Origin of the sequence: Streptacidiphilus melanogenes, from assembly GCF_000787835.1 — a bacterium.
In the GTDB taxonomy this organism is placed as follows: Bacteria; Actinomycetota; Actinomycetes; order Streptomycetales; family Streptomycetaceae; genus Streptacidiphilus; species Streptacidiphilus melanogenes.
In genome coordinates, this window is the sequence record NZ_BBPP01000037.1 from 54,613 (window position 1) to 77,338 (window position 22,726).

A 22,726-nucleotide genomic window follows, 5' to 3' on the forward strand; every position below is an offset into this window, starting at 1 on the left:
TGCGGGGCGGGGGCCGGGATCGCCGCGGCGGTGGCGGCCGCCACCATGATCGCCGCAACGGCCTGGCCCGGACCGTCCGAGGTCCGCCCCTCGACACCGGCCACCCCGTCCGGGAAGTCCACGCCGTCGCCGACGGTGTCGGCCGCCCTGCCGATGCTGGACCGGCTGCCGACGGGAGTCCTCGCGGGCCACCACTGGTCGCTCCGCGTCGTGACCTACCGGGAGCAGGGCGACGGGCTGTACTGCCTGGAGTGGAAGGTCGCCGTGGACGGGCACGAGAACCCGGAGCTGAACGGCGGCTGCGACGGCGCCCCGCAGGGCCAGCACGACTACCAGATGCAGGAGATGGACGTGCAGCGCGATCCGCGGCTGCACACCTCACCGCAGATCGGCGTGCTGTTCAGCGGCAACACCGCACCCGCCGGCGCGGTGACCCTGCGTGCCACGTGGGGCGCCGGCTCGGTCACCTCGCCGGTGTTCATGCTGCGCGGCGACATCCGCCGCTACTTCGTGCTGGCCATCCCCTACAAGCCCGGGCATCCGAGCCCGTACTACACCATCCACCTGGCGTTCCTCGACAAGAACGGCCAGGTGATCCCGAATGACATCAGCCGACCGCTGGTGCCCTGGCAGCTCAACTACCCGTCCTACGTGAAGTAACCCACGTGCGGCAGCCCGGGGCCCACGTCCGGGCTGCCCAGCCACCCAGCGCCTGAGACATCAGGCCATCACGAGCGTTGGGAATCACGCAACCGACCACAACTACTCGTCAGGATGGCGTCGTCCAGCGCTCGCGGCCGCGCATGCCTGGGCTCCCAGCAGATCTCAAACGCGGTCTCAGTCGGCGGACCGCGGGCGGTCCGGCACGCGGTCGAGCACGATGCCGAACAACTCGGCGTAGGTCTTGCCGAGTTGATCGTCCGCCAGCTCATGTTCGGTGCGCCCGCCGGAGTCCTGGGACTCGACGAGCGTGCGGCCGCTGACGGTCACCCGGCCGGTCGGCGTCCGCAGGGAACAGAGCACCTTCTGCGTGAAGTGCGACGCCGGCGAGGTCTGCTGCCACCAGCAGCAGACCTCGAAGTCGCGGAGGGTGCGCGGGCGCAGCTCCAGCAGGTACTGCGGCTCGCCCTCCCGGGAGACCACGACGTCGGTGCTGTCCGGCCGGCCGTCCAGGCGGTAGCCGCCGGTCGGGTCCTGCTGGTCGACGCCGAGGTCGAAGCGGAGCGGCAGATCGGTGTGCCGCCCGAAGCCGACGTCCACCAGCCACTGCCCGCCGTCCGCGTCGGCGACCCGCAGCGCGAGGTGGTCGAAGAGCGGTCCGAAACCCGAGGGCCCGTGCACGCGCCCGGCCAGCCGGGTCACCCCGTAGCCCAGCGCGTCGAGCAACTCCGCGAAGAGGCCGTTGAGTTCGTAGCAGAACCCGCCACGGGCACGTCCGACGACCTTGTCGTGGAGCGCATCCGGCTCGAGCACGACCGGCTCACCGAGGTGGATGCTCAGGTTCTCGAACGGCACCGCGCGCAGATGCCGCAGGTGCAGGTCGCGCAGCGCCTCCCCGTCCGGTCGCGCCGGACGCTCGGCGCCGATGCGGGAGAGGTAGGCCGTGACCTGGTCGCCGGAGAGCGTCATGGGTTCATGACACCACGGCCATGGCGTCGATCTCCACCAGCATCGGCTCCTGCGGCAGTTCCACGAAGACGGTGGTGCGGCACGGCTTCACGCCGTCGGCCCCGACGTTCGCCGCGATGAACTCCGCATACGCCTCGTTCATCGCGGCGAAGTGGGCACGGGTGGTGAGGTAGACGCGGAACATGACCACGTCCTCGACGGTCGCGCCGCCCGCCTCGACGATCGCCTTGACGTTCTCCAGCGTGCGCCGGGTCTGCGCCTTCACGTCACCGGGGTGGACGTACGCGCCGGTCGCCGGGTCCTGCGGGCCCTGGCCGGAGACCTGGAGGATCGGGCCCTTGCGCACCCCCTGGGAGAAGAGCCACGCCGGGGCGGGCGCGCCGTCGGTCCGGATCTCGGTCTTCTCGTCGCGCTGGTCGTCGCTCATCCGGCGATTGTTCCACACGGTGTGATCTTGCTCTCGACGTGCCGAATAGGGACTTTGGTCCCGTGCCCTCCCCGCCCCGACCGGATGACGATGGCAGGGAGGTCGCGGGCACCGCCGTCGACGGTCCGCCCGCCCCGCACGCCCCCGATTCCGAGGCAGGTCCTCCATGTCGGTGTTCCCCTTCACCGTCCCCACCGCGCCGGGCCCAGGCGCGCGGTCGCGATGGATGCACTGGGCGCCGGTGCTGCTGCTGGTCGTCGACCTGGTGCTGGAGATCGTCGTGTCGCACGCGGTCGCCGCCGGTTTCCTGCTGACGGTGCTGCCCGTCGTCACCGCGTTCACGCTGGGCCCGCTCGTCGTCGGCGGCGCCACCGCGCTGGCGCTCGTCCTGCAGCTGGCGCTCGCCGAGCGGGTGGGTCACCTCACCGAGCGGCACCACCTGTGGGTCTACGTCGCCACCGCCTTGGCCGGTGTGCTCGGCGCGGCCCTGGCGGAGCAGCGGCGGCGGCAGTCGCGGGATCTGGTGCGGGTGCGGACCGTCGCCGAGACCCTGCAGCGCGCCGTACTGCGGCCCGTCCCGGGCCGGACGGGCGGGCTGCGCGCCGCCGGCTTCTACCACCCGGCCGAGGCCGACGCCGGAGTCGGCGGCGACCTGTACGAGGTGTGCGAGACCCGGTTCGGCACCCGTGTCCTGCTCGGCGACGTGCGCGGCAAGGGCCTCGCGGCGGTGCGCACCGTCGCGGACGTCCTCGGCGCGTTCCGCACCGCCGCGCACGAGACGCCGGACCTGACGGACCTCGCCGCCCAGCTGGACCGCCAGGTCGCCCGGCACGCCGCCGAGACAGGGGACCACGAGCTGTTCGTCACCGCCGTCCTGGTCGAGCACGAGCCCGCCACCGGCCGGCTCTCTGTCGTCAACCGCGGGCATCTCGACCCGCTGCTGCTCGGCGACTCCGGCGTCGAGCCGGTGCGCTGCCCCGGCGGGCTCCTCCTGGGCCTCGGCGCACTGGGCCTCGGCGCACTGGGCGGACCGGCGACCGACGCCTCGCAGGTGGGCGTCCACGAGCTGCGGCCCGGGGAGACGCTGCTGCTGGTGACCGACGGCATCACCGAGGCCCGCGACGCGGAGGGGACGTTCTACCCGCTCGCCGCCCGGCTCGAGGCTCTCGGTCCGCGCGATCCGCGCACGGTCATCGACCACCTCGTCCGGGACGTCCCCGCCCACGCGAGGGAACTGTCCGACGACCTGACGGCCCTCGCCCTCGCGGCCACCGTCGGCCCCACGGCCGCGGCGGCGGCCGCGCCGTCGGAAGCCGCACCCGCCGCCCCGGCGGGCGGCCGTGCCCGCTGAGGTCCGCTGCTTTCCGACCCGCCGGAACCGTCCGAGCGCGCCGGGCAGATCGCCGAGCGCGCCCGCGCGGCGTTCGCCGCGGCAGCGCAAGCGCGGGGCTGACGCCGCGCCCGGCCGTGCGCCTGCGTCAGCTCGCCGTCGCGAGCTCCAGGGCGGAGACCACCTCGTCCCGCGTCGGCGGTCCGGAGGCGCGACGCACGACCCGCCCGTCGCGGTCGAGGACCAGGACGGTGGGGGTGCGCATCACCTCGGCGTGGCGGACCAGGTCGAGCCGCTGCTCTGCGTCGATCTCGACGTGCCGGACGCCGGGCGTCCCGGAGGCGACGTCCAGGAGCAGGCGGCGGGTGCCGGGGCAGGTGGCGCAGAAGGACGTGGAGAACTGCACGAGCGTCGCCCGGTCCCCGAGGCTCTCCCCCAGCTCGCCCGAGGACAGCCGCAGGCCCGCGTCGCCTCGGCCGGCGCGCAGCCTGCCGTCGCGCCGGGCGCGGACCAGCCCGAAAACGGTCGCGGCGGCGAGCACCACGACGGCGACGATCAGTCCGGTGGGGTCGCTCATCGCGCCGCCTGCCCCAGCCGGGCCCGGGCGCGCACGACGAGCAGGTAGATCTCGCAGCCGAGGCAGTACCCGAATGCGGCGTTCAGGAAGGCGGCGGCGAGCGCCAGGGCGGTGGCGGCGATGCCGAGCCAGGTGGCCCCCGACAGGTAGCCGACCGCCCCTACTGCGGCGAAGGTGAAGCCGACGGCCTGGGCGAAGCGCGGCGGGCGCTCGTCCTCCAGCTCCTGCGGCGGCCCGAGCCGCGGGCGCACCAGACGCCGGTAGAGCCACCCGTAGGGCGCTCGGCGCAGACCCAGGCCTGCGCCGAGCGCGAAGACGACGGCCTGCGCCGCGAGCAGCGGGCCGCTGCCGGTGGCGAGGACCACGACGAGGACGACGGTGGTGAGGACGGCGGCGAAGCGCGGTCCGCGCGGGTCCACGCGGACCGGCGCCCCGAGGGCGCGGTCGGACATGAGCTACTCCGGAAGAGACGAACGGGACGCGGTACGGGCGTGCGCGATCAGCGACACGCGGCGGACCACACCCGACCGAAGTCGATGTGGGCCCTGATGACCAGGAGCGTCGTCGTGCGGAGCATGTCTTCCATTCCAGCAGCCACCCCTGCCCCGGTCAATCACGGCCCACCTGCCGGACACCCCCGCCCCGGCGGGGGTGACGCTCGTGCCCCGCGAGCCGAGGCGGGCCCGGGCGGCCGCCCCCCGGCCGCGCACGGCTGACGGCAGGTCAGCTCGGCGAGCTCAGCCCTTCGGCGCGTGCTCCGGGGCCGAGAGGAAGTCGACGAAGGCCCGCGTGAGTTCCGGCGCGAGCGCCGCCGTGCCGTGGTTGCCGGGCACCTCGACCAGGCGGGCCGTCGGCAGCAGCGCGACCAGTTCCCGGGCGGAGGGAAGCCGCTCGTCCTCGGTCCCGATCACGACGAGCAGCGCCGCCCGCAGAGGGGCGACCAGCTCCTGTGGGGTGTCGGCGAGGGAGTCGAGCACGTGCAGCAGCGCGACCGGGTCCGTCCCCCGCGCCCGGAGGTACTCCTCCGTGCGCGCTTCGCGCGTGCCCGGCTCGGATGTCCCGGCGCCCGCGAGCGCGCGTCGCAGCGCGTTGCCGGCGCCGCCACCGGTGCCCAGGACCTCGCGGAGCCCCTGCCCACCGACGACCACCCGGCGGGGCTCCGCGCCACGCACCAGCATCCGCACCGCGATCCGCGCGCCGAGCGAGTACCCGCCCACGTCGTACGCGTCGAGCTTGAGGTGCCCGACCAGCGCGAGCGTGTCGTCGGTCAGCACGTCCGCGGGATACGACTCGACACCCTGCGGCTTGCCGCTGCTTCCGTGGCCGCGGAAGTCCGGCATGATCACCCGGTGCCCGCGTTCCGCGAGCGCGGGCGCGAGCGCCGCCCCGGCCGCGAACCACGACTCGGCGTCCGCCGTGACACCGTGGAGCAGCACGACCGGCCGCCCCTCCCCCAACTCGCGGTACGCCAGCCGCACTCCGTCAGGCGCGTCGAAGAACCGGGCGTCGGGGTACCCTCCCGCAGCACTCACCATGCCCGGCACCGTACACCGCCCCCGCAGCCGCCGATCCGCACCCACCTGCGCCTCAGCGTCGGCGACCCGGCGGGACTCGGCGAGCTGCACGTCGAAGGCGCCGCGTCCCCGCAGGGCCAGCATGGGCTGCGAGGGCGTCCGGCCGCGCGCGAGGACGATGCGGGTGAGCTTGGGTCCGGCGCCGGCCGCCCGCGCGTCCAGCCGTCCGAGCTCCCCGCGTCGTCGCACCGCACCGTCAGATGGGCCTCGAACGGCCCGGTGAACCCACGGTCCACCACGTCCACTCCTGCACACCGCGCGCCACCCTGCGGGGAGCGTGCTTGAGCCGCACCCCGCACCGCCGCGAGGATGGACCCATGATCAAGGGCGTCCTCTTCGACTTCTCCGGCACCCTCTTCCGCATCACCTCCACCCGGGCGTGGCTCGACGGGGCGCTCGACGCGCTCGGGGTCGAGCTGCCCGAGGCCGAGGCGGCCGCGCTCGCCGAGCGGCTGGAGCAGGCCGGGGCGCTGCCCGGCGGCGCGAGCCCGCAGCAGGTGCCGGAGCACCTGCGGCGGCTGTGGGCGGAGCGCGACCTCGACGCCGCGCGGCACCGGGCCGCGTACACGGGGCTCACCGCGCTCGCCGGTCCGCTGCCGGACCCGCGGCTGGCCGACACGCTCTACGACCGGCACCTGCATCCCGAGGTGTGGCGCCCCTACCCCGACGCCGAGGCGGTGCTCAAGGAGCTGCGGCGGCGTGAGGTGCCTGTCGGCGTCGTCAGCAACATCGGCTGGGACCTGCGGCCGGTCTTCCGCCACCACGGCGTGGAGCAGCTCGTCGACGCCTTCGTGCTCTCCTACGAGCACGGGCTGCAGAAGCCCGACCCGGGCCTGTTCCGGATCGCGTGCGAAGCGCTGCGTACGGCTCCGGCCGACGTCCTCATGGTCGGCGACGACGCGACCGCCGACGGCGGCGCCACGGCGCTCGGCTGCTCCTTCCTGGCCGTCGCCCACCTCCCGGCGGACGAGCGGCCGGACGCGCTGACGCCGGTGCTCGCCCACGTGACCGCCTGAGCGGGGCACGGCCCACCGACGTGCCGGGCACCGGGGGTCGCAGCCGCGTCGACGGTCGGCAGAGGTCCACAGAGATCCCACAAACTCCCCTGCTGCACTGCGTCCAGGCGTCGCCGCCGAGGCGGCGCGGAAGGGGGGGCGGTCGTGCCGCGCGCACCGCACAGGCTCGTCGCCGTCGTATGCCTGGTTCCGCTGCTGCTCGGCTTGCTGGTCGGCTGCGGGCCCCACACATCCACACCCGCCGGCGCCTCCGCCGCCCCGCTCCCCGTGGGCGCCTCGACCGCGCGGCTGACCGTCGGGGGGCTCGCCCGCGACTACCGGGTCTACCGGCCTGCCTCGCTTCCGGCGCGGACGCCGGTCGTCGTGATGCTGCACGGTGGGTTCGGCAGCGCCGAGGAGGCGGAGCGGTACTACGGATGGGACCACCAGGCCGACAGCGGGCACTTCGTCGTGGTGTACCCGGACGGGCAGAACCACGCGTGGAACACCGGCGGCGGCTGCTGCGGCACGCCGGGCCGCCAGGGCACCGACGACGTCGCGTTCGTCAGCGCCGTCGTCTCCGCCGTGGAGCAGCGGGTGCCGGTCGACCCGCGCCGGGTCTACGTCACGGGCATCTCCAACGGCGGCATGATGGCCTACCGGCTCGCCTGCGACACGCACCTGTTCGCCGCGGTCGGCGCGGACTCCGCGACGCTGCTCGGCGCGTGCCCGGGCCCGGCGCCGCTCTCCGTGCTGCACATCCACGGCACGGCCGACCACAACATCCCCTACCAGGGCGGCCAGGGGCAGGGCTCGGCGCACATCGACGGGCCGCCGGTCCCCGACGTGGTCGCGCAGTGGCGCGCCACGGACCGCTGCGCGGCGCCGACCACGACGACGTCCGGGCCGGTCACCACCGCGTCGGCCGTCTGCCCGGACGGCCGGGCCGTGACGCTGGTCACGATCACGGGGGCGGGCCACCAGTGGCCGGGCTCCCCGGACCGGCCGCTGATCCAACGCGCACTGGGTCTCGACACCCCGTCCAGGGCCCTGGACGCGACCAGCGTGTTCTGGACGTTCTTCGCCGCCCATCCGGCCCCTTGAGTCCGTCCAGTCCCGGCCGCAACCTTTTGCCTGCCGCGCGAGTCATCTCACACGTCAGATGTTCTATTGATGACTTGAGCGGAGCAAAGAGTGGGGCTTAGGAAGCGCAGCATCGGGGTGGCACTCGTGGCGGGTGCGATGCTGGCGGGTGCCGGGGTGTACGGGGTGCCCGCGATGGCGAACACGAGTGCGAGCGCCCCGCTCGCCGCCAAGCCGATGCTGCTGAACTCGATCACGCCGACGAGCGGTGCGACCGTCGGTGTGGCCATGCCGATCTCGGTGGTCTTCACCGACCCGGTGGCCTCGTCGGCCCGGGCCGGCATAGAGCGGCACCTGAAGGTGACCACCTCGCGGCCGGTCACCGGCGCCTGGCACTGGTTCAGCAGCCAGCGCGTCGACTGGCGGCCCGAGGGCTACTGGCCGGTGGGCACGAAGGTGACGCTCAACGCCGCGCTCACCGGCGTCGGCGACGGCTACGGCCGCACGGGCACCCGTACGTACACGCACACCTTCACCATCGGCGCGGACTTCGAGACCTTCGTCTCCGCGCCCGGTCACACCATGAAGATCACCCGCAACGGCAAGGTGATCCGCACCATGCCGATCGACGCGGGCAGCAAGGCCTTCCCGTCGTGGGACGGCACCATGGCGGTGATAGACAAGCAGCGCTGGGTGCGGATGACCTCGTGCAGCGTGGGGATCACGTGCGACCCGCACAACCCCAACTACTACGACATCACCCTCCCCTGGGACGTGCACCTGACGTTCTCCGGCACCTACGTGCACTACTCCAGCGGTGACCCCAACCCGGGCCACGGCCAGGGCTCACACGGCTGCGTGCACCTCTCGTACGCCAACTCGGAGTGGTTCTACGACAACGTCAAGCAGGGCGACCCGGTGACCATCACCGGTTCGCCGCGTGGCAAGGCCGCCGGGGACAACGGCTACGCGGACTACGACCTGTCCTGGTCGCAGTGGCTCGCCGGCAGCGCGACCGGAGCGCACACGGCCTGACCGGGCCGCACGCGACGCGCGCGCAAGCGCACGGAGCAAACGGGTCTGCCCGCTCCCGCCTCGGCGGGGGCGGGCAGACCCGTTTCAGAGCGTCACTTCAGTTCGGACCAGGCCAGGATCGGGCCGGTCAGCTCCACGACGGTGGCCAGCAGCGCCAGTCGGTTGGCGCGGACGGCGAGGTCCTCGTCCATCACCATGACGCCCTCGAAGAAGAGGTCGATCGCCCGCACCAGCGGGCCGCTCTCGTGCAGGAAGGCCGCCAGTCCGGGCGAGCCGCCCAGGACGGCTCGGACCTTCTGGACGGCCTGGTACAGGTCGTGCTCCGGCCCGCTGGCGAACAGCTCCGGATCGGGCGTGGCCTTCGTCCCGGCCGGGACGATCCGCAGCACGCGCTGGACGGCGGCGGTCGCCAGGGCCAACGCCTCGGTGCCGTGGGCGGCCTCCAGTTCGGCGAGCCGCCCGGCGGCCGGCACCGGCCGATCCGCCTGTGGCAGGACCGCCCGGACGTCGTGCACGGCGTGCCCGGTCTCCAGCAGCTGCTGCTCGAACCGGCGGACGACGAACTGCTGGGCCTCCGCGATGCTCGCGTCGGAGACGTCGAGCGGCTGCCGCTCGGCGGCGATCCGCAGCATCGTGGAGACGGTCAGCGGCGCCAGCGCCGGGTGAGCGCGCAGGATGTTGACCATCCCCAGCGCGGCCCGGCGCAGACCGAACTGGTCGGAGCCGCCCGTCGGCGCGCCGCCCAGCGGCAGCAGACCGGCGAGCAGGTCGGCCCGGTCGGCCAGCGCGAGCAGCGCGCCCGGCGTCGACTGCGGCAGCCGGTCGGCGGAGTGACGCGGCAGCTCCGTCTCGAACAGCGCCTGGGCGACCTCCTCGGGCTGGCCCGCCTTGCGGGCGTAGACCTCGGCCATGACACCGGCGAGGCTGGACAGCTCGGTCACCATCTGCGAGCCGAGGTCGAACTTGACCAGCCCGGCGGACCTCTCCAGCGTGATCAGGTCACGGGCGCCGATCGGCACGTGCGAGGCGAACTCGTTGGCGGTGGAGGCGATGCGCTCGGCCCGGTCGGCCATCGAGCCCAGCTTGTCCTCGAAGGTGAGCAGGTGCAGCCGCTCCTGCATCGCCTCCAGCGGCGTGTCCAGGTCGGCCCGCCAGAAGAACGCGGCGTCCTCGTAACGGGCCCGCAGCACGGCCTCGTTGCCGCGCCGCACCACGTCCTGGTCGCAGGCGCCGTTGGCGACGGTGACGAAGTAGGGCAGCAGCGCGCCGTCCGCGTCGAGGACGGGCAGGTAGCGCTGGTGCTTGCGCATGACCGTGGTGAGGATCTGGTCGGGCAGTTCGAGGTACTTGCGGTCGAAGGTGCCCAGGATCGGGGTGGGGAACTCGACCAGGTTGGTGATCTCGTCCACCAGCGCGCTGTTGGCCTCCAGGTCCACCACGCCGCCCACCTGGGCGGCCAGTTGCACCGCCGCGGCCTGGATGACGGTGCGCCGGGCGTCGGTGTCGGCGACGATGCCGTGACGGGCGAGCAGCTCCACGAAGCCGTCGGCCTTGGCCACCTCGACCACGGGTTGCGCGGCGGTGCGGTGGACGCGGGTGGTGCGGCCGGACACGAGGCCGGACACCGTGAACGGCACGACCTCCTCGCCGAGCAGCGCCAGGATCCAGCGGATCGGCCGGGAGAAGGAGAGGCCGGAGGCGTTCCAGCGCATGTTCTTCTCGGCCCGCAGCCCGGAGACGACGGCGGGCAGCACCTGCGCCAGCACCTCCTCGGCGGGGCGTCCGACGACGACGCGGCTGAGCACGACGTGCTCGCGGCCGCCGAACTCGCCGCGCCCGAGCGCCGCCGGGTCGGCGTCCTGACTGCGGGCGAACCCCAGCAGGGCGGGCGTGGGCGCGCCTTCGGCGTCGTACGCGGCGGAGACGCGCGGGCCCTTGACGGTCTGCTCGTGGTCGGGCTCGGCGGCCTCGACGCCCTCCAGGGTCACCACGACGCGGCGCGGGGTGGCGGCGACGTGCAGGGCGCCGTGGCCGAGCCGGGTCGCGCCGAGCCCGCTCTCGATCGCCTCGCGCACCGAGTCGACGACGCGTGCGGCCTCGGCGGGGGGCAGCTCCTCGAAGCCGATCTCGAAGGCCAGCGTCCGCGGGGCGTTCGGGCCGGGCTCCGTGACGGCCTCCGGGGCGCCCTGGCCGGGGGCGTCCGGCGCGGCCGTGGCGAGGCCAAGCGGGTGGTCCAGCTCGGCGCGGCGCTCCGCCCACAGGGCTGCGACGTCGTGGGCGAGGGCGCGCATCCGCGCGAAGGAACGCGCGCGCTCCGTGGTGGAGATGGCGCCGCGGGCGTCGAGCACGTTGAAGGTGTGCGAGCACTTGAGCACGTAGGAGTAGGCGGGCACCGGCAGCCGCAGGTCGAGCAGGCGGCGCGCCTCGCGGGCGTAGGCCTCGAACAGCTCGCGGTTGGTGTCGACGTCGGCGTCGTCGAGGTAGTAGCGGCTCATCTCGTACTCGGCCTGGCCGAACACCTCGCCGTAGGTGATGCCGGGCGCGTACGCGATGTCCTTGAAGTGGCTGACCCCCTGCAGGGCCATCAGGATCCGCTCCAGGCCGTAGGTGATCTCCACCGACACCGGGTCCAGCGTGATGCCGCCGGCCTGCTGGAAGTAGGTGAACTGGGTGATCTCCAGGCCGTCGAGCCACACCTCCCAGCCGAGGCCCCAGGCGCCCAGGGCGGGCGAGGCCCAGTTGTCCTCGACGAACCGGACGTCGTGCGCCTCGATGTCGATGCCGAGCGCCTTGAGGCTGCCCAGGTACAACTCCTGCGCGTTGCCGGGCTCCGGCTTGAGGATGACCTGGAACTGCGTGTGCGTCTGCAGGCGGTTGGGGTTCTCCCCGTAGCGCGAGTCGTCGGGGCGCACGCTGGGCTCGACATAGGCGACACGCCACGGCTCGGGGCCCTGGACCCGAAGGAACGTGGCGGGGTTCAGCGTTCCGGCGCCGACCTCGCTGTTCATCGGCTGGGCGACTAGGCAGCCCTGCTGCGTCCAGTACGCGTTGAGGGCGAGCAGAGCTTCCTGCATCGTCAGCATGGTGCAACCCCACGAGTCGGTGAACTGGCCCTCCCAGCCTGCGCCCGCGACATGGCGGAACGCGAACCGGGAAGGCCGACGTCCGGCGATTCTATGCACTGCGCCGCACCTTTGACCTCGGTGTTTCACCGGGACCGCACGGTCAACTCTGCCTGGTGACCGTGCCCGTGCCGAAGCGGCCGCACGGTCGTGACGAAGGAGTTCACCGAGCCGTTAGGACGTGTTTGTATCCACTGTTAGATCGATTGCTTAACGTGCGTTGACCACTTCTTCCGTGGAGGGACTTCGCACATGAGCCGCGTCACCAAGATCTCCGCCGCTGCGGTGAGCCTGGCCGTTCTGGCCGTCGCCGGAACCGCCGTCGCCGAGGCGAACCGGGGCAACGACAACGACTGGCCCTACGCCCAGCACAGCGCCCGGGCCTTCACGCTGGCGGCCGTCGGCGACATCGCCTGCGAGCCCGACGACGACGAGAACGCCGGCACGCCGACGGCGCTGAAGTGCGGCAGCCCCACCCTGGGCGGCATGAGCGCCGAGTTCGCCACCGCGAAGCAGGCCACCGGCATGCACCCCGACGCCGTCGCCCTGCTGGGCGACGAGCAGTACCAGGTCGGCAAGTTGACCGACTTCGAGCAGTCCTTCGACCAGGCCTGGGGCGGCCTGAAGATGCTGGAGCGTCCGGCGCCCGGCAACCACGAGTACTACTCGTACGCCAAGAAGGGCGACAACGAGGCCGGCCAGAACGGCAACGGCTACTTCAGCTACTTCAACGGCCACGACCAGTCGGGCGCGCCCACCACCCAGGGGCAGGCCGGCGACGACACGGCCGACAACCAGGGCTGGTACTCCTACAACCTCGGCAACTGGCACATCGTCTCGCTCAACGCCGAGTGCGACTCCGACGAGTTCAAGCACGACTGCTCCACGACGGACAACGGGCTGCTCGGCCAGGAGACCCAGTGGCTCTCCAAGGACCTGGCCGCCAACGACCGTCCCTGCACCATCGCGTACTGGCACCAGCCGACCTTCAGCTCCACCACCGCCGCGACCGCGACCGTGCCGGCGTCCGCCCCGGGCGCCGGCAGCGTCGAGGGCGCTGCGGCCGACGCCTGGTGGAAGCTGCTGTACCAGCACCACGCCACGCTCATCCTGAACGGCCACGAGCACGCGTACGCGCGGCTGCGCCCGATGAACCCGGCCGGCCAGTCCGACCCGGCCCACGGCATCCCGGAGTTCATCGTCGGCTCCGGCGGCGAGGCCCTGGACACCCTGGCCGGCACGCCCGGCAACTGGGCCAACCCCAACGTGGTGACCGCCCAGGCCGGCGCCTTCGGCGTCATGAAGCTCACCCTCAAGTCCCACAGCTACAGCTGGGACTACCAGCCCGTCCTGCCCGGCCCGGGCTTCGACTCCTCCGCGCTCCAGTACAGCGACTCCGGCAGCGGCACCTGCAAGTGAGGCCCGTCCCTCCCTCGCACCCCGCGCACCGCACGCACCCCACGCACTGCACGCACCGAAGGCACCAACCTCACCGTCCCGTACGACTCGCACGATCACCGCGACTCCCAGGAGCGTCCCGATGCCCTCTCGCCTGACCCTCGCCGCAGCCGGCGGCGTGATCTCCAGCCTTCTGCTGATCCCCGGCACGCTCGCCACCGCGGCCTCCCCGCAGCACGACGGCGCGCCCGCCCACCCGAAGCACCTGCTGCTGCCGGGCCACCTCGTGCTCTCCCGCACCGTCTACACCGCCCCCAAGGACGCGATCGTCCCCGGCGTCACCAAGCTCCCGGCCGGCTGCACCACCGCCTGCGTCACCGCGGTCGCCGACGGCGGCTATCCGGAGGTCTTCAACAACGAGTCCGTCGACGAGAGCTTCGGCATCACCTCGCCGATCCTCCTGGACGCCCTCACGCAGTCCGGCCACACCATGGGCACCCTGCAGGTCCCGACCGACGCCCACGGCGACCACCTGGTCACCAGCTTCCCGTCGAAGTCCGAGCTCAGCCTGAACCTCTCCACCTACGGCAACGCGCTCACCTTCATGGGCTACGTCGCACCGGTCAACTCCCCCGACGTGTCGAACTCCAACACCCCCGGTGTCGTCGACCCGACCAACCCGGTCGGCACGTCGTACTACCGCGCCGTCGCCGAGCTGCGCCCGAACGGCACCCTCGGCTTCACCGAGACCAACGCCTACAGCGGCAACAACGGCCGTGCGGCGATCCTCGACAGCGCCGACAACCGCCTCTTCATGGCGGGCAACGCCGGCAACGGCGGCGCCCCGGAGCCGGTCGGAGTCATCGCCGGTGCGGGCGCGCAGACCACCACCCCCTCGCTGCTGCCGGAGAGCCTGCAGCAGGTCGGCCAGCCGACCCCGGCCGGCGGCTTCAGCGTCACCCAGCTCGGCGACAAGGCCGACAAGGTCGGCAAGGACACCAACTTCCGCGGCCTGACCGTCCACGACAACGTCGTCTACCTGACCAAGGGCAGCGGCGGAAACGGCGTCAACACCGTCTACTTCATCGACACCACCGGCAAGGCCTGTCCGACCGGCGTCGGCCTCCCGGTACCGGGTGCGCCGATGCCGACCCAGCCGCTGGCGTACAACCCGGCGACGCTGCAGTCCACCGGCCTGCCGGAGAACATGTGTGTCCTCAAGGGCTTCCCCACCGCGCTGAAGTCGACCACCTCCTTCCCCTTCGGCGTGTGGTTCGCCAACGACACCACGATGTACGTCGCCGACGAGGGTGACGGCACCAACACCTACGACCCGGCCACCGACACCTACACCGACGCCGCCGCCCAGGCCGGCGCGGGGCTGCAGAAGTGGGTGCTGAGCAACGGCGCCTGGAAGCTGGACTACACCATCCAGCAGGGCCTGAACCTCGGCACGCCCTACGACGTCTCCGGCTACCCGACCGGCGACAACTCCGCGACCGGCCTGCCGTGGGCCCCGGCCACCGACGGCCTGCGCACCATCACCGGCAAGGTCGACCGTGACGGCACCGTCACCATCTGGGGCGTCACCTCCACCGTCTCCGGCGCGACCGACGAGGGCGCGGACCCCAACCGCCTGGTGCGCGTGACCGACCAGCTCGACGCGACCAGCGCGGCCGCTGACAGCTTCCGCACCCTGCGCACGGCCCGCTCCGGCGAGGCCCTGCGCGGCGTCGTCTACGTCCCGGGCGAGTGACACGCATCGCCTGAACAGCACCTCGGAGCGCCGGACCTGCCCAGGTCCGGCGCTCCGCCGTGTTTGAGGGCCGTTCGGACGCGAGGCGACCGCACCTCGAGGATCTCGGCCACGCCGCCGACGGGCCGCGCCTCGTACATGGTGACGACCTCCCCGGGCCGCAACTGCCGCCAGTGCTCCGGCCGCAGGGGCGCCAGGCGGACCTCGGCCGTCTCCCCGGGGCCGAGGGTCGGCGCGCTCTCCACCCAGAGGCGCGCCACACGAAGGTCGGGGCGCCCGTCCGGGGTGCGGCCGCCGATGTCCCACAGCGGCCTGAGCTGCCCGTCCCCCGCGAAGGCCGTCCGGCGCCGGCCCTCCTCCGCGCCCGCCAGCGTCAGCCGTGCCCGGACGGTGCCGTGCTGCGCCTCCCAGCCGAGCCACTCGCACCAACGGCGAGTGCGTTCGAGCATCAGCTGCCGGGCGGCCTCGGCCAGCATCTCCCAGAACACGGCGGGAACCGGACAAGCCTCGCCGATCACCGCGAGCACGTCGAGCGCCGTCCCCCATTCCTGGAACTCGATCCCGGCACGGACGTCCCCGGCGGTCCACGCGTGCTCGGCCCCGGGGTCGTCGGGCAGCAGCTCGACCGCGCGCCGCAACAGGGTGAAGGCGTCCTCCATGCGGCCATTCTCCCTCGCCCGCTGACATTGCCGCTTCGCAGAACCGGCATGCTCCCGTAACGGTGGTCCATTGACCCCGGCCGCCGGGCTTGCGAGCATGCCGCGCATGACCTCGTCGTCCGCGCGGTGCAGGGCCACGATCCGGGCAGCCGCACAGCGGCACCCCGTGAACGCCTTCCGCGCGCACCACTTCGCCGGACTGGGCTGTCGCGGCTGCTGAACGGCGCTCCGCCGTCGCCGTGCCCCTTCACGCCCGTCGACGCGGCGTCGACCGCCGCGTGCCCGAGCTCGTCGCATCCCCACCACCGCTGACCTTGGCACCGCTGTGGTTTCCGGACGCTGCGTCGACTCGGCCAGCCGTCCCCGGCCCACGTTCTGAGCCCACGAAGGATCCCTGTCCATGAGCAAGCGACTCCACTTCAACCTGTTCATCCACGACACCGGCCACCACGAGGCGTCCTGGCGGCTGCCGGAGTCCGACCCGACCGCCGACCTCGATCTGGGCTTCCACCAGCGGCTGGCCCGCATCGCCGAGGATGCGAGGTTCGACTCGGTCTTCCTCGCCGACAGCCCCTCGCTCTGGGGCGACCCGGGCCGCAGGCCCTCCGCGCGGCTGGAGCCGACCGTGCTGCTGGCCGCCCTCGCCGCGAGCACGACCCGCATCGGGCTCATCGCGACGGCCTCCACCAGCTACAACGAGCCGTACAACCTCGCCCGCCGGTTCGCCTCGCTGGACCACCTGTCCCGGGGCCGCGCGGGCTGGAACATCGTCACCACCGCGGGCGATGCGGCGGCCCGCAACTTCGGCCTGGAGGGCCAGCCGCTGCACCGCACGCGTTACGAGCGCGCCGCTGAGTTCCTCGAGGTGTCCACGAAGCTCTGGGACAGCTGGGCGGACGAGGCCCTGGTCGCGGACAAGGACGCCGGCGTGCACGCTCGGGCGGACCTGGTGCGCCCGGCCGAGCACCGCGGCCGCTTCTTCAGCGTCGAGGGGGCGTTGAACGTCCGCCGCTCGCCGCAGGGGTACCCGCTGCTGGTGCAGGCCGGCTCCTCGGAGGACGGCAGGGCGTTCGCCGCACGCTGGGCCGAGGCGGTGTTCACCGCGCAGCCGACCCTCGCCGAGGGCCAGGCGTTCTACGCGGACGTCAAGCGCCGCGCGGCGGCCGTCGGACGCGACCCCGAGCACGTCAAGATCCTGCCCGGCATCGTCCCGGTGATCGGCGACACCGAGGCCGAGGCCCGCGAGCTGGAGGCCGAACTGGATCGGCTGATCAGGCCGGAGTACGCGCGCGAGCAGCTGGCCACGCTGCTGCGGGTGGAGCCGGAAAGGCTGGCGTTCGACGAACAGCTGCCTGCCGACCTGCCGACCGAGGACGAGGTCGAGGGCTCGAAGAGCCGCTACACGCTGATCGTGGACCTGGCCCGCCGGGAGCACCTGACGGTACGCCGGCTCATCGGCCGACTCGGCGGCGGCCGTGGCCACCGCACCTTCACCGGCACGCCCGTCCAGGTGGCCGACACGATCCAGCACTGGTTCGAGCACGGGGCGGCCGACGGGTTCAACGTGATGCCCGCGGTGCTGCCGTCCGGACTGGAGGTGTTCGTGGCGAAGGTGCTGCCGATCCTGCGCGAGCGCGCGCTGTTCCGCACCGAGTACGAGGGCACGACGCTGCGGGAGCACTACGGGCTGCCGCGCCCCGGCAACCAGTTCGCGACCGGGCAGACCCCGCACGAGCGGGCCGGGGCCCGCTGAGCCCCGGTCCGCCCGGATTCCGGTCGGCTCAGGCGCGTTCGAGAAGGCGCCGCTCTCCCGCGCGGACGGGGAACGGCAGGGTGTTGCCCGCCGAGGGCAGCGGGCACAGGTAGTGCTCCGCAAAGGCCGACGGGGGCAGCTGGGCTCGGTTGAAGTCGACGAGCGTGGTCCCCGTGCCGTCGGGTGCGGGGATCTCGACGACGCGGAAGCCGCGCTCCTGCGCCGTGCGGGTCGCGTCCACCAGACTGACGGTGAGCGCGCCGTCGGCGGCACGCCGGACCTCGACCCGACATCCGGTGCTCCCCCGACTGAACGTCAGCGTCCCGGCGAGGACCGTCGGGCGCTTGCGGCCGTCGCTGTGCGGCACCCGGACCGTGCGGTCCGCCGCGAACGGAGCGAACTGCGCGGGCAGCACCCAGTCGGGGTCGTAGGGGAACGCGTCGATGCCGGCGAAGCCGGACCGGGCGCGGCTGGCCGGGTCGAAGACCCGTACCGCGTGGCGGCCCTCCCGGACGATCAGCTCCAGCCTGCGGCCGCCGTGGCCGATGCGCGGCGCGTCCGGCCCCTCGGCCCCGTCGGCGGGATGCAGCCGGACGGTGCCGTCCAGCGGCACGTCGTCCACGGTCACCCCGTCGTGCCGGGCCGCCGTCAGTGCGACGGCGGCTGCCCTGACAGCCTGGCCCGACCGCGGGACGACGGACCAACGGCCGGGCAGCGCACGGCTGTTGGGGCGCAGTTCGTCCAGCCAGTAGGTCCCGGTGAGCGACAGCGGACCGTAGGGCGCGCGTGCGTTCAGCACTCGCTCGTCACGCCAGAATTTCCACGCCTCGACTGCAGCATCCATGGACAACTCCTCATCAGGAACCGTGAACGGGACACCGGGTGTGCGCCGGGGACCGACCGCGGGGCACGGGAAAAACGCCTCTGCCGCGGCGGGCTTCGTCAGATGTGAGAACGGGTCAGCGGCGATGCGAGGACGACCACACCCGACCGAAGTCGATGTGGCCGCGGATCACCAGCGGCTGCCCGGAAGACGTCACGGGCTCCAGTCCACCAGCACTGCCCTGGGCCGTCAACACCGAGGAGGGCCGGGCGGTCGTGCCGCCCGGCCCTCCTGGCGCGTGGTGTCACAAAGGCTCGAACCCCAGGGCCATCCTGACGGGCGTGCGGGTCTGGTCGGTCCACTTCGTGATCGACACCACGCACGCGGAACGGCTGCGCCGACGCTGGGACGACCTGAACATCCCGGTGCCGCTGAAGGTCGTCGACTGCCCCGACCGCCGCGTGGCACGCGCGGCCGGGGAGTACGTCCTGCGGGCGTGCGGCGGACGTGACGACACCATGGTCGACGTGCTGCTGCCGCGCCGCACGTACGCGCCGCCCTTCGGGCGTCTTCTGCACGACCGCACCGCGGACAAGATCGCCGGTGTGGTCAGCCGCATTCCGCACGCCGCCGCGACCATCATCCCCTTCGACGTCCGCTCCAGGATCCGGCGGCGCTTCCCCCAGATGCCCGAGGAACGCCTCGCCCGCGGCTACGAACGGCTGGTGGCCCGCATGTCGGCGGCGAACCCGGGGCAGACGCGCCATCAGGAGGTGGACGACCAGTGGTAGCAGTTCTCGGCATCGCCCTGCTGTTGGCCACCGTCCGGTGGAACAACCACCGTCCCCACCACGCCGTGCTCGCGCTGGTGGTCGGCGTCATGATCGCCGACACGGCGGTCGGGCGCTTCGTCCGCTCTCTCGTCGAGACCGTCTTCCACGCCCTCACCCACCTCCACTGACGGCTACGAGGCCGCGGCGAGCGCCCCGATCTCCTCGGCGATGTCCTCGTCGTCCGGGGCCAGTTCGGCTGCCCGGCGCAGTTCGGCGAGGGCCTCGGAGCGGTGGCCGGCGTCGCGGTGGACCAGGGCGAGGTTGTAGCGCAGCGCCGCGTCCTCGGGGTCCAGGGAGACGGCGCGGGCCAGGTCCTCGCCCGCCAGTGCCAGGTCGCCCGCCGTGTAGGCGACGCCTGCGCGGCCGGACAGGGCGGTCACCAGGTCGGGGTCGGCCTTCAGCGCGCGGTCGAAGGCCACCCGCGCGGCGACCAGGTCCTCCGTCTCGACGTGGTACTGACCGAGCACGGCGTGCAGGTAGGGGTTCTCCGGGTCGTGGCGCAGACCGGCCAGCGCGTCCGCGTGGGCCTGCTCCAGCGCGCCCGCGTCCAGGTACAGGCCGGCCCGGTTGACGTAGGCGTCGACGAAGTCGGGCTGCAGGTCGAGCACGTAGCTGAAGTCCGCCAGCGCCCCCTCGACGTCCCCCTCGCCGAACCGCAGGTCGCCGCGGTTGTAGTAGATCTCGGGAAAGGGCGGGGAGAGCCGCATGGCGCGGGCGTAGTCGGCCAGCGCCTCCTCGGTGCGGCCGAGGCGCCGGTAGATCGTGCCGCGTTCGAGGTAGTGCTCGGCGTGGTTGGGGTCCTCCCGGATGACCACCTCGTAGTCGGCCAGCGCGTCGTCGAGCCGGCCGAGCGCGAGGTAGACACGGGCCCGGTTGTTCTTCAGCACCGAGCGGTGCAGCACGTGCGAGTCGGGCGGCAGCAGCCGGTCGAGCATCTCGATGCACTCGTCGACCAGGCGCAGCGCCTCCTCGGGAGCGCCGAGGTTGACCTCGACCAGCGCGAGTCCGTTGCGGTAGAACGCGCTCTGGAACGCCCGCTCGTGCGCGTCCTCGATCAGCGAGGCGGTCGCGATGGCGGCGTTGAGCCACGACTTGGCCTTGCGCTGGTCGCGGCGGTCCAGGTCGTTGTGGCGGGTGTAGAGCATGGCCGTGGAGTAGGCGGCGTTCATGTGGACGCCGGGCTTGGTGGAGTTGTAGCGGGCCTGGTCGTCCATCACCTCCGCTTCCTCGGTGCGGCCGAGGATGGACAGGGCCAGCGTGGCGCCCTTGGCGAAGGCCCACCACCGGTCGTGTTCGGCGACGGGGTCCACCAGGGCGAGGCCGCGCGTGCCGTACTCGACGCAGGCGGCGTAGAAGCCCAGGCACAGGCAGTGGTCCATGGCGTGGAAGACGGCCCGGACGCCGGCCTCGGCCGGGTCGGAGCCGTGCTCACGGTGGTGGGCCAGCGCGCCGATGCGCAGCGAGTCCTGGTCGAGCGCCTCGATCTGCTCGGCGCGGCGGTCGTGCAGCCGCGCCCGGTCGGCGGGGTCGAGCGCCAGGTAGGCGGCGAGGTCGGCCGGTTCGTCGCTGACACAGTCGCCCGTCACGTAGGCCGCGGGGTCGAGCACGGTCGCCTCCGAGGCCGGCAGCACGTCCACCAGCGCGGTGTGTTCGCGCAGGACCGCGAGCAGGTTCTCGTCGTCGGGCAGCGCCTTGGGCATGCAGACGACGACCTGGAGCAGGGCCGGGTCGACGCGGCGCACCAGGTTGGCGAGGAACTCGAGGTCCGTCGGGTCGGCCTGGTCGACCTGCTCGATGACCACGCGGCGCAGACCCTCCCCCGCGGCGGCGTCGCGGACGAACTCGACCAGCCCGTTGCCGATCCGCACGGTGCGCAGGCGCGCGTAGTAGCGGGTCCGTTCGGCCGGGATCGCCATCGAGGTCAGCGTCTCCCGGGAGCTCGGCACCGATGTGCGCAACTCCGGTGCCGCCGACAGGAGTTCGATGTCGTAGCGCTGCACGAGCGCGGCGTCGCGCCGGAGCGTGCCGGGGACCAGCAGCCGGGCCAGGGTGCCGGCGGCGGTGAACGGCCCACGCAGGCGGCGGTGGGCGTCGACGACGAGCGTGTCGGGCGCGTCGAGCGAGACGCCGAGGTCGAGCAGGGCGCGGCTGCGGTCCCGGCGTAGGCCGCCGCGGAGCCAGTAGTGCGTACGCGGGGACTCGTTCATGCGGTTCTCCCTGGGGCGGCGAAGGGGTGGCCGGGACACCGGACGGGACGGGGCGCGGCGGGCGCGGTCGTGTCAGACGGACGCGGGCGCGGCCGCGCCCGTGGAGCCGGGGTCGGTTCGGCGACGGCGCCAGCCGCGGACCGCGAGGTACCCCGCCAGCGCCAGTTCGCCGAAGTTGAGCACCAGGAAGACGCACACGTCCGTCACGTTGAGGAACGAGGTGTCCCGCACGAGCTTGTGCACCGCGAGCTCGGTGATGCGGATCGCCGCGGGCAGCATGACCGTGAAGGCCAGCACCGTCAGCAGCGTGTAGCCGCCCACCATCAGCCACATGTACCAGCGGGCGACGCTGCGGTCGCGCGGGGTCCAGGTCTCCGGGTCGACCATCGTGTCGTGGCGGCCGAGCAGGGCCCGGATCCGGTTCTGCAGCATCTGCCGGGAGACGGTCTGCAGGTCGTTGCAGCCGAGGACGGTGACCGCGAGGAAGTACAGGTCGGTGCGGAGGAAGAAGTAGAACTGCCAGGCGAGCCGGAGCAGCGCGCCGAAGGCCATGGCCAGCAGCAGGCGCCCGGTGAAGCCGGTGGCGCCGCCGTGGCCGACCAGCGGCGCGGCGGCGAGGCTGAGCCCGCAGACGACGACCACGTCGACGCCCATCCCGGCGAGCATCGGCAGGTACCGCTTGCGGCGCGGCACGGCGACCAGCCCGTCGAGCGAGGTCAGGAAGACCAGGTAGTAGAAGCGACGGCCGATCGTCAGCGTGGAGTTGAGGCCGAGTCTGCGGCCGCCGAGGGCGTGCGCGCCCTCGTGCAGCAGGATCCAGGGCAGCTGCCCGAGCACGTTCCCGGCGGTGAGGGCGACGAGCGAGGAGGTGGTGAAGAAGATGTTCTGGTACTGGGGCGTGACGTGGGAGTCGGCGATCATCACGACGACGCCGGCGATGGTCACGGCCGCGTACAGGCACCAGGCGGGCCAGGAGAAGACCGCGTCGGCCAGCCGCCGCCAGCGGATCACCGGGGCCTCGGCGACCTGCTCGCCCTCGGGCACCAGCAGTTCGAACTCCTCCAGCACTTCCAGGAATTCGAGCATGTCGACGGTCTCGCCGTAGTGCTCCTGGTACCAGCGGGCGGCTTGGTTGGGGCTGTCGCCCGCCTCCAGCCGGCGCAGCAGTGCGGCGCCGTCGGCGGGGAAGAGACCGTAGCTGTCGATGTCGGCCCGGCCGACCGTCACCTCCTCACCCTCCTCGAGGTAGGTGAGGGGGTACAGTCTCAGAGGCCTGTCGAGATCCACTGCGGTTCCGTCCACGGACAACCACCTGCCACCATTTCGGGTCGGCTCTACGGACCCCGGTCCGGGCCGCATTGCGCGCGGCCCGGACCGGTCTTGCCGGTCTCTCACAAGGGAGCGGTTCCTCGTCAGGCGAGGACCGGGCCGCCGCCGCAGTAGCAGGAGGTCGCGGCGGAGGTGAGCCGGACGGTGCCGGCCTTGCGCACGGTGATCTTCTTCATGGTGCTCTCCTTAGAGCTGG

The 22,726-nt window shown here is 72.9% G+C and carries 20 protein-coding genes; 10 read left to right on the plus strand and 10 right to left on the minus strand.

Features of this window, described 5'->3' with window-relative positions:
* Positions 1–660: hypothetical protein (locus TR49_RS30010; RefSeq protein WP_042387130.1), on the plus strand; the 660-nt coding region annotated here is incomplete at its 5' end.
* A 177-nt stretch (positions 661–837) separates the two neighbouring features.
* Here the strand turns inward: TR49_RS30010 and TR49_RS30015 are convergent.
* Both TR49_RS30015 and TR49_RS30020 read right to left on the minus strand, forming a co-directional pair.
* On the minus strand, positions 838–1,629 hold the full coding sequence (locus TR49_RS30015) for an arylamine N-acetyltransferase family protein (RefSeq protein ID WP_042387131.1): 792 nt from the start codon (positions 1,627–1,629) through the stop codon (positions 838–840).
* 4 nt (positions 1,630–1,633) lie between these two features.
* Complete coding sequence (locus TR49_RS30020) at positions 1,634–2,056, minus strand: RidA family protein (RefSeq protein WP_042387133.1); 423 nt, start codon at positions 2,054–2,056, stop codon at positions 1,634–1,636.
* A 166-nt stretch (positions 2,057–2,222) separates the two neighbouring features.
* Between TR49_RS30020 and TR49_RS30025 the strand changes: the two genes are divergently transcribed.
* Positions 2,223–3,407, plus strand: coding sequence for a PP2C family protein-serine/threonine phosphatase (locus TR49_RS30025; protein WP_084725593.1), 1,185 nt, complete (start codon positions 2,223–2,225; stop codon positions 3,405–3,407).
* Positions 3,408–3,534: 127 nt separating this feature from the next.
* On the opposite strand, the gene TR49_RS30030 is transcribed toward TR49_RS30025, so the two are convergent.
* The 3 genes from TR49_RS30030 to TR49_RS30040 all read right to left on the minus strand — a co-directional run bounded on the left by TR49_RS30030 (position 3,535) and on the right by TR49_RS30040 (position 5,726).
* A complete protein-coding gene (locus TR49_RS30030) occupies positions 3,535–3,963 on the minus strand; it encodes a TlpA family protein disulfide reductase (protein WP_042387136.1) in 429 nt (142 codons plus the stop codon).
* Positions 3,960–4,415, minus strand: a complete 456-nt coding sequence (locus TR49_RS30035; RefSeq protein WP_042387137.1) for a DUF4395 domain-containing protein — start codon at positions 4,413–4,415, stop codon at positions 3,960–3,962. Before TR49_RS30035 ends, TR49_RS30030 begins: the two co-directional genes overlap by 4 nt.
* A gap of 285 nt (positions 4,416–4,700) precedes the next feature.
* On the minus strand, positions 4,701–5,726 hold the full coding sequence (locus TR49_RS30040) for an alpha/beta fold hydrolase (RefSeq protein WP_201776245.1): 1,026 nt from the start codon (positions 5,724–5,726) through the stop codon (positions 4,701–4,703).
* 131 nt (positions 5,727–5,857) lie between these two features.
* Here TR49_RS30040 and TR49_RS30045 point away from each other — a divergent pair, with 131 nt between their 5' ends.
* The 3 genes from TR49_RS30045 to TR49_RS30055 all read left to right on the plus strand — a co-directional run bounded on the left by TR49_RS30045 (position 5,858) and on the right by TR49_RS30055 (position 8,650).
* On the plus strand, positions 5,858–6,553 hold the full coding sequence (locus TR49_RS30045; RefSeq protein WP_152627522.1) for an HAD family hydrolase: 696 nt from the start codon (positions 5,858–5,860) through the stop codon (positions 6,551–6,553).
* 144 nt (positions 6,554–6,697) lie between these two features.
* The gene (locus TR49_RS30050; protein ID WP_042387139.1) at positions 6,698–7,636 is read left to right on the plus strand and encodes a CE1 family esterase; all 939 of its coding nucleotides are present in this window, start codon (positions 6,698–6,700) and stop codon (positions 7,634–7,636) included.
* Positions 7,637–7,726: 90 nt separating this feature from the next.
* Positions 7,727–8,650 (plus strand): L,D-transpeptidase, encoded by a 924-nt coding sequence (locus TR49_RS30055; protein WP_042387141.1) that lies wholly within the window; start codon positions 7,727–7,729, stop codon positions 8,648–8,650.
* A gap of 92 nt (positions 8,651–8,742) precedes the next feature.
* Here TR49_RS30055 and TR49_RS30060 read toward each other — a convergent pair whose 3' ends face one another.
* Positions 8,743–11,724, minus strand: coding sequence for a glycine--tRNA ligase (locus tag TR49_RS30060; protein ID WP_201776246.1), 2,982 nt, complete (start codon positions 11,722–11,724; stop codon positions 8,743–8,745).
* Positions 11,725–12,024: 300 nt separating this feature from the next.
* Here TR49_RS30060 and TR49_RS30065 point away from each other — a divergent pair, with 300 nt between their 5' ends.
* Entirely contained in the window at positions 12,025–13,191 is a 1,167-nt protein-coding gene (locus tag TR49_RS30065; RefSeq protein WP_042387144.1) for a metallophosphoesterase family protein, read from the plus strand.
* A gap of 121 nt (positions 13,192–13,312) precedes the next feature.
* Positions 13,313–14,926, plus strand: coding sequence for a hypothetical protein (locus tag TR49_RS30070; protein ID WP_084725594.1), 1,614 nt, complete (start codon positions 13,313–13,315; stop codon positions 14,924–14,926).
* On the opposite strand, the gene TR49_RS30075 is transcribed toward TR49_RS30070, so the two are convergent.
* Complete coding sequence (locus tag TR49_RS30075; RefSeq protein ID WP_063770212.1) at positions 14,908–15,585, minus strand: hypothetical protein; 678 nt, start codon at positions 15,583–15,585, stop codon at positions 14,908–14,910. The two genes, TR49_RS30070 and TR49_RS30075, sit on opposite strands and share 19 nt — an antisense overlap.
* 400 nt (positions 15,586–15,985) lie before the next feature.
* Here TR49_RS30075 and TR49_RS30080 point away from each other — a divergent pair, with 400 nt between their 5' ends.
* Positions 15,986–17,338, plus strand: coding sequence for an LLM class flavin-dependent oxidoreductase (locus TR49_RS30080; protein WP_042387146.1), 1,353 nt, complete (start codon positions 15,986–15,988; stop codon positions 17,336–17,338).
* A gap of 28 nt (positions 17,339–17,366) precedes the next feature.
* Here the strand turns inward: TR49_RS30080 and TR49_RS30085 are convergent, their stop codons facing one another.
* Complete coding sequence (locus TR49_RS30085; RefSeq protein ID WP_052434755.1) at positions 17,367–18,182, minus strand: DUF1684 domain-containing protein; 816 nt, start codon at positions 18,180–18,182, stop codon at positions 17,367–17,369.
* 320 nt (positions 18,183–18,502) lie between these two features.
* Between TR49_RS30085 and TR49_RS40440 the strand changes: the two genes are divergently transcribed.
* Positions 18,503–18,952, plus strand: coding sequence for a hypothetical protein (locus TR49_RS40440; RefSeq protein ID WP_052434756.1), 450 nt, complete (start codon positions 18,503–18,505; stop codon positions 18,950–18,952).
* Positions 18,946–19,122 (plus strand): hypothetical protein, encoded by a 177-nt coding sequence (locus TR49_RS44095; RefSeq protein WP_160311657.1) that lies wholly within the window; start codon positions 18,946–18,948, stop codon positions 19,120–19,122. Before TR49_RS40440 ends, TR49_RS44095 begins: the two co-directional genes overlap by 7 nt.
* A gap of 3 nt (positions 19,123–19,125) precedes the next feature.
* On the opposite strand, the gene TR49_RS30100 is transcribed toward TR49_RS44095, so the two are convergent.
* On the minus strand, positions 19,126–21,201 hold the full coding sequence (locus TR49_RS30100) for a tetratricopeptide repeat protein (RefSeq protein WP_042387155.1): 2,076 nt from the start codon (positions 21,199–21,201) through the stop codon (positions 19,126–19,128).
* 72 nt (positions 21,202–21,273) lie between these two features.
* Entirely contained in the window at positions 21,274–22,503 is a 1,230-nt protein-coding gene (locus tag TR49_RS30105) for a hypothetical protein (RefSeq protein WP_152627520.1), read from the minus strand.
* Positions 22,504–22,726 lie beyond the last annotated feature (223 nt).

Coding starts and splice junctions, on each gene's coding strand:
- TR49_RS30015 (WP_042387131.1), bottom strand. CDS start 1,629: ATGACGCTCTCCGGCGACCAGGTCACGGCCTACCTCTCCCGCATCGGC.
- TR49_RS30020 (WP_042387133.1), bottom strand. CDS start 2,056: ATGAGCGACGACCAGCGCGACGAGAAGACCGAGATCCGGACCGACGGC.
- TR49_RS30025 (WP_084725593.1), top strand. CDS start 2,223: ATGTCGGTGTTCCCCTTCACCGTCCCCACCGCGCCGGGCCCAGGCGCG.
- TR49_RS30030 (WP_042387136.1), bottom strand. CDS start 3,963: ATGAGCGACCCCACCGGACTGATCGTCGCCGTCGTGGTGCTCGCCGCC.
- TR49_RS30035 (WP_042387137.1), bottom strand. CDS start 4,415: ATGTCCGACCGCGCCCTCGGGGCGCCGGTCCGCGTGGACCCGCGCGGA.
- TR49_RS30060 (WP_201776246.1), bottom strand. CDS start 11,724: ATGCAGGAAGCTCTGCTCGCCCTCAACGCGTACTGGACGCAGCAGGGC.
- TR49_RS30065 (WP_042387144.1), top strand. CDS start 12,025: ATGAGCCGCGTCACCAAGATCTCCGCCGCTGCGGTGAGCCTGGCCGTT.
- TR49_RS30070 (WP_084725594.1), top strand. CDS start 13,313: ATGCCCTCTCGCCTGACCCTCGCCGCAGCCGGCGGCGTGATCTCCAGC.
- TR49_RS30075 (WP_063770212.1), bottom strand. CDS start 15,585: ATGGAGGACGCCTTCACCCTGTTGCGGCGCGCGGTCGAGCTGCTGCCC.
- TR49_RS30080 (WP_042387146.1), top strand. CDS start 15,986: ATGAGCAAGCGACTCCACTTCAACCTGTTCATCCACGACACCGGCCAC.
- TR49_RS30085 (WP_052434755.1), bottom strand. CDS start 18,182: ATGGATGCTGCAGTCGAGGCGTGGAAATTCTGGCGTGACGAGCGAGTG.
- TR49_RS30100 (WP_042387155.1), bottom strand. CDS start 21,201: ATGAACGAGTCCCCGCGTACGCACTACTGGCTCCGCGGCGGCCTACGC.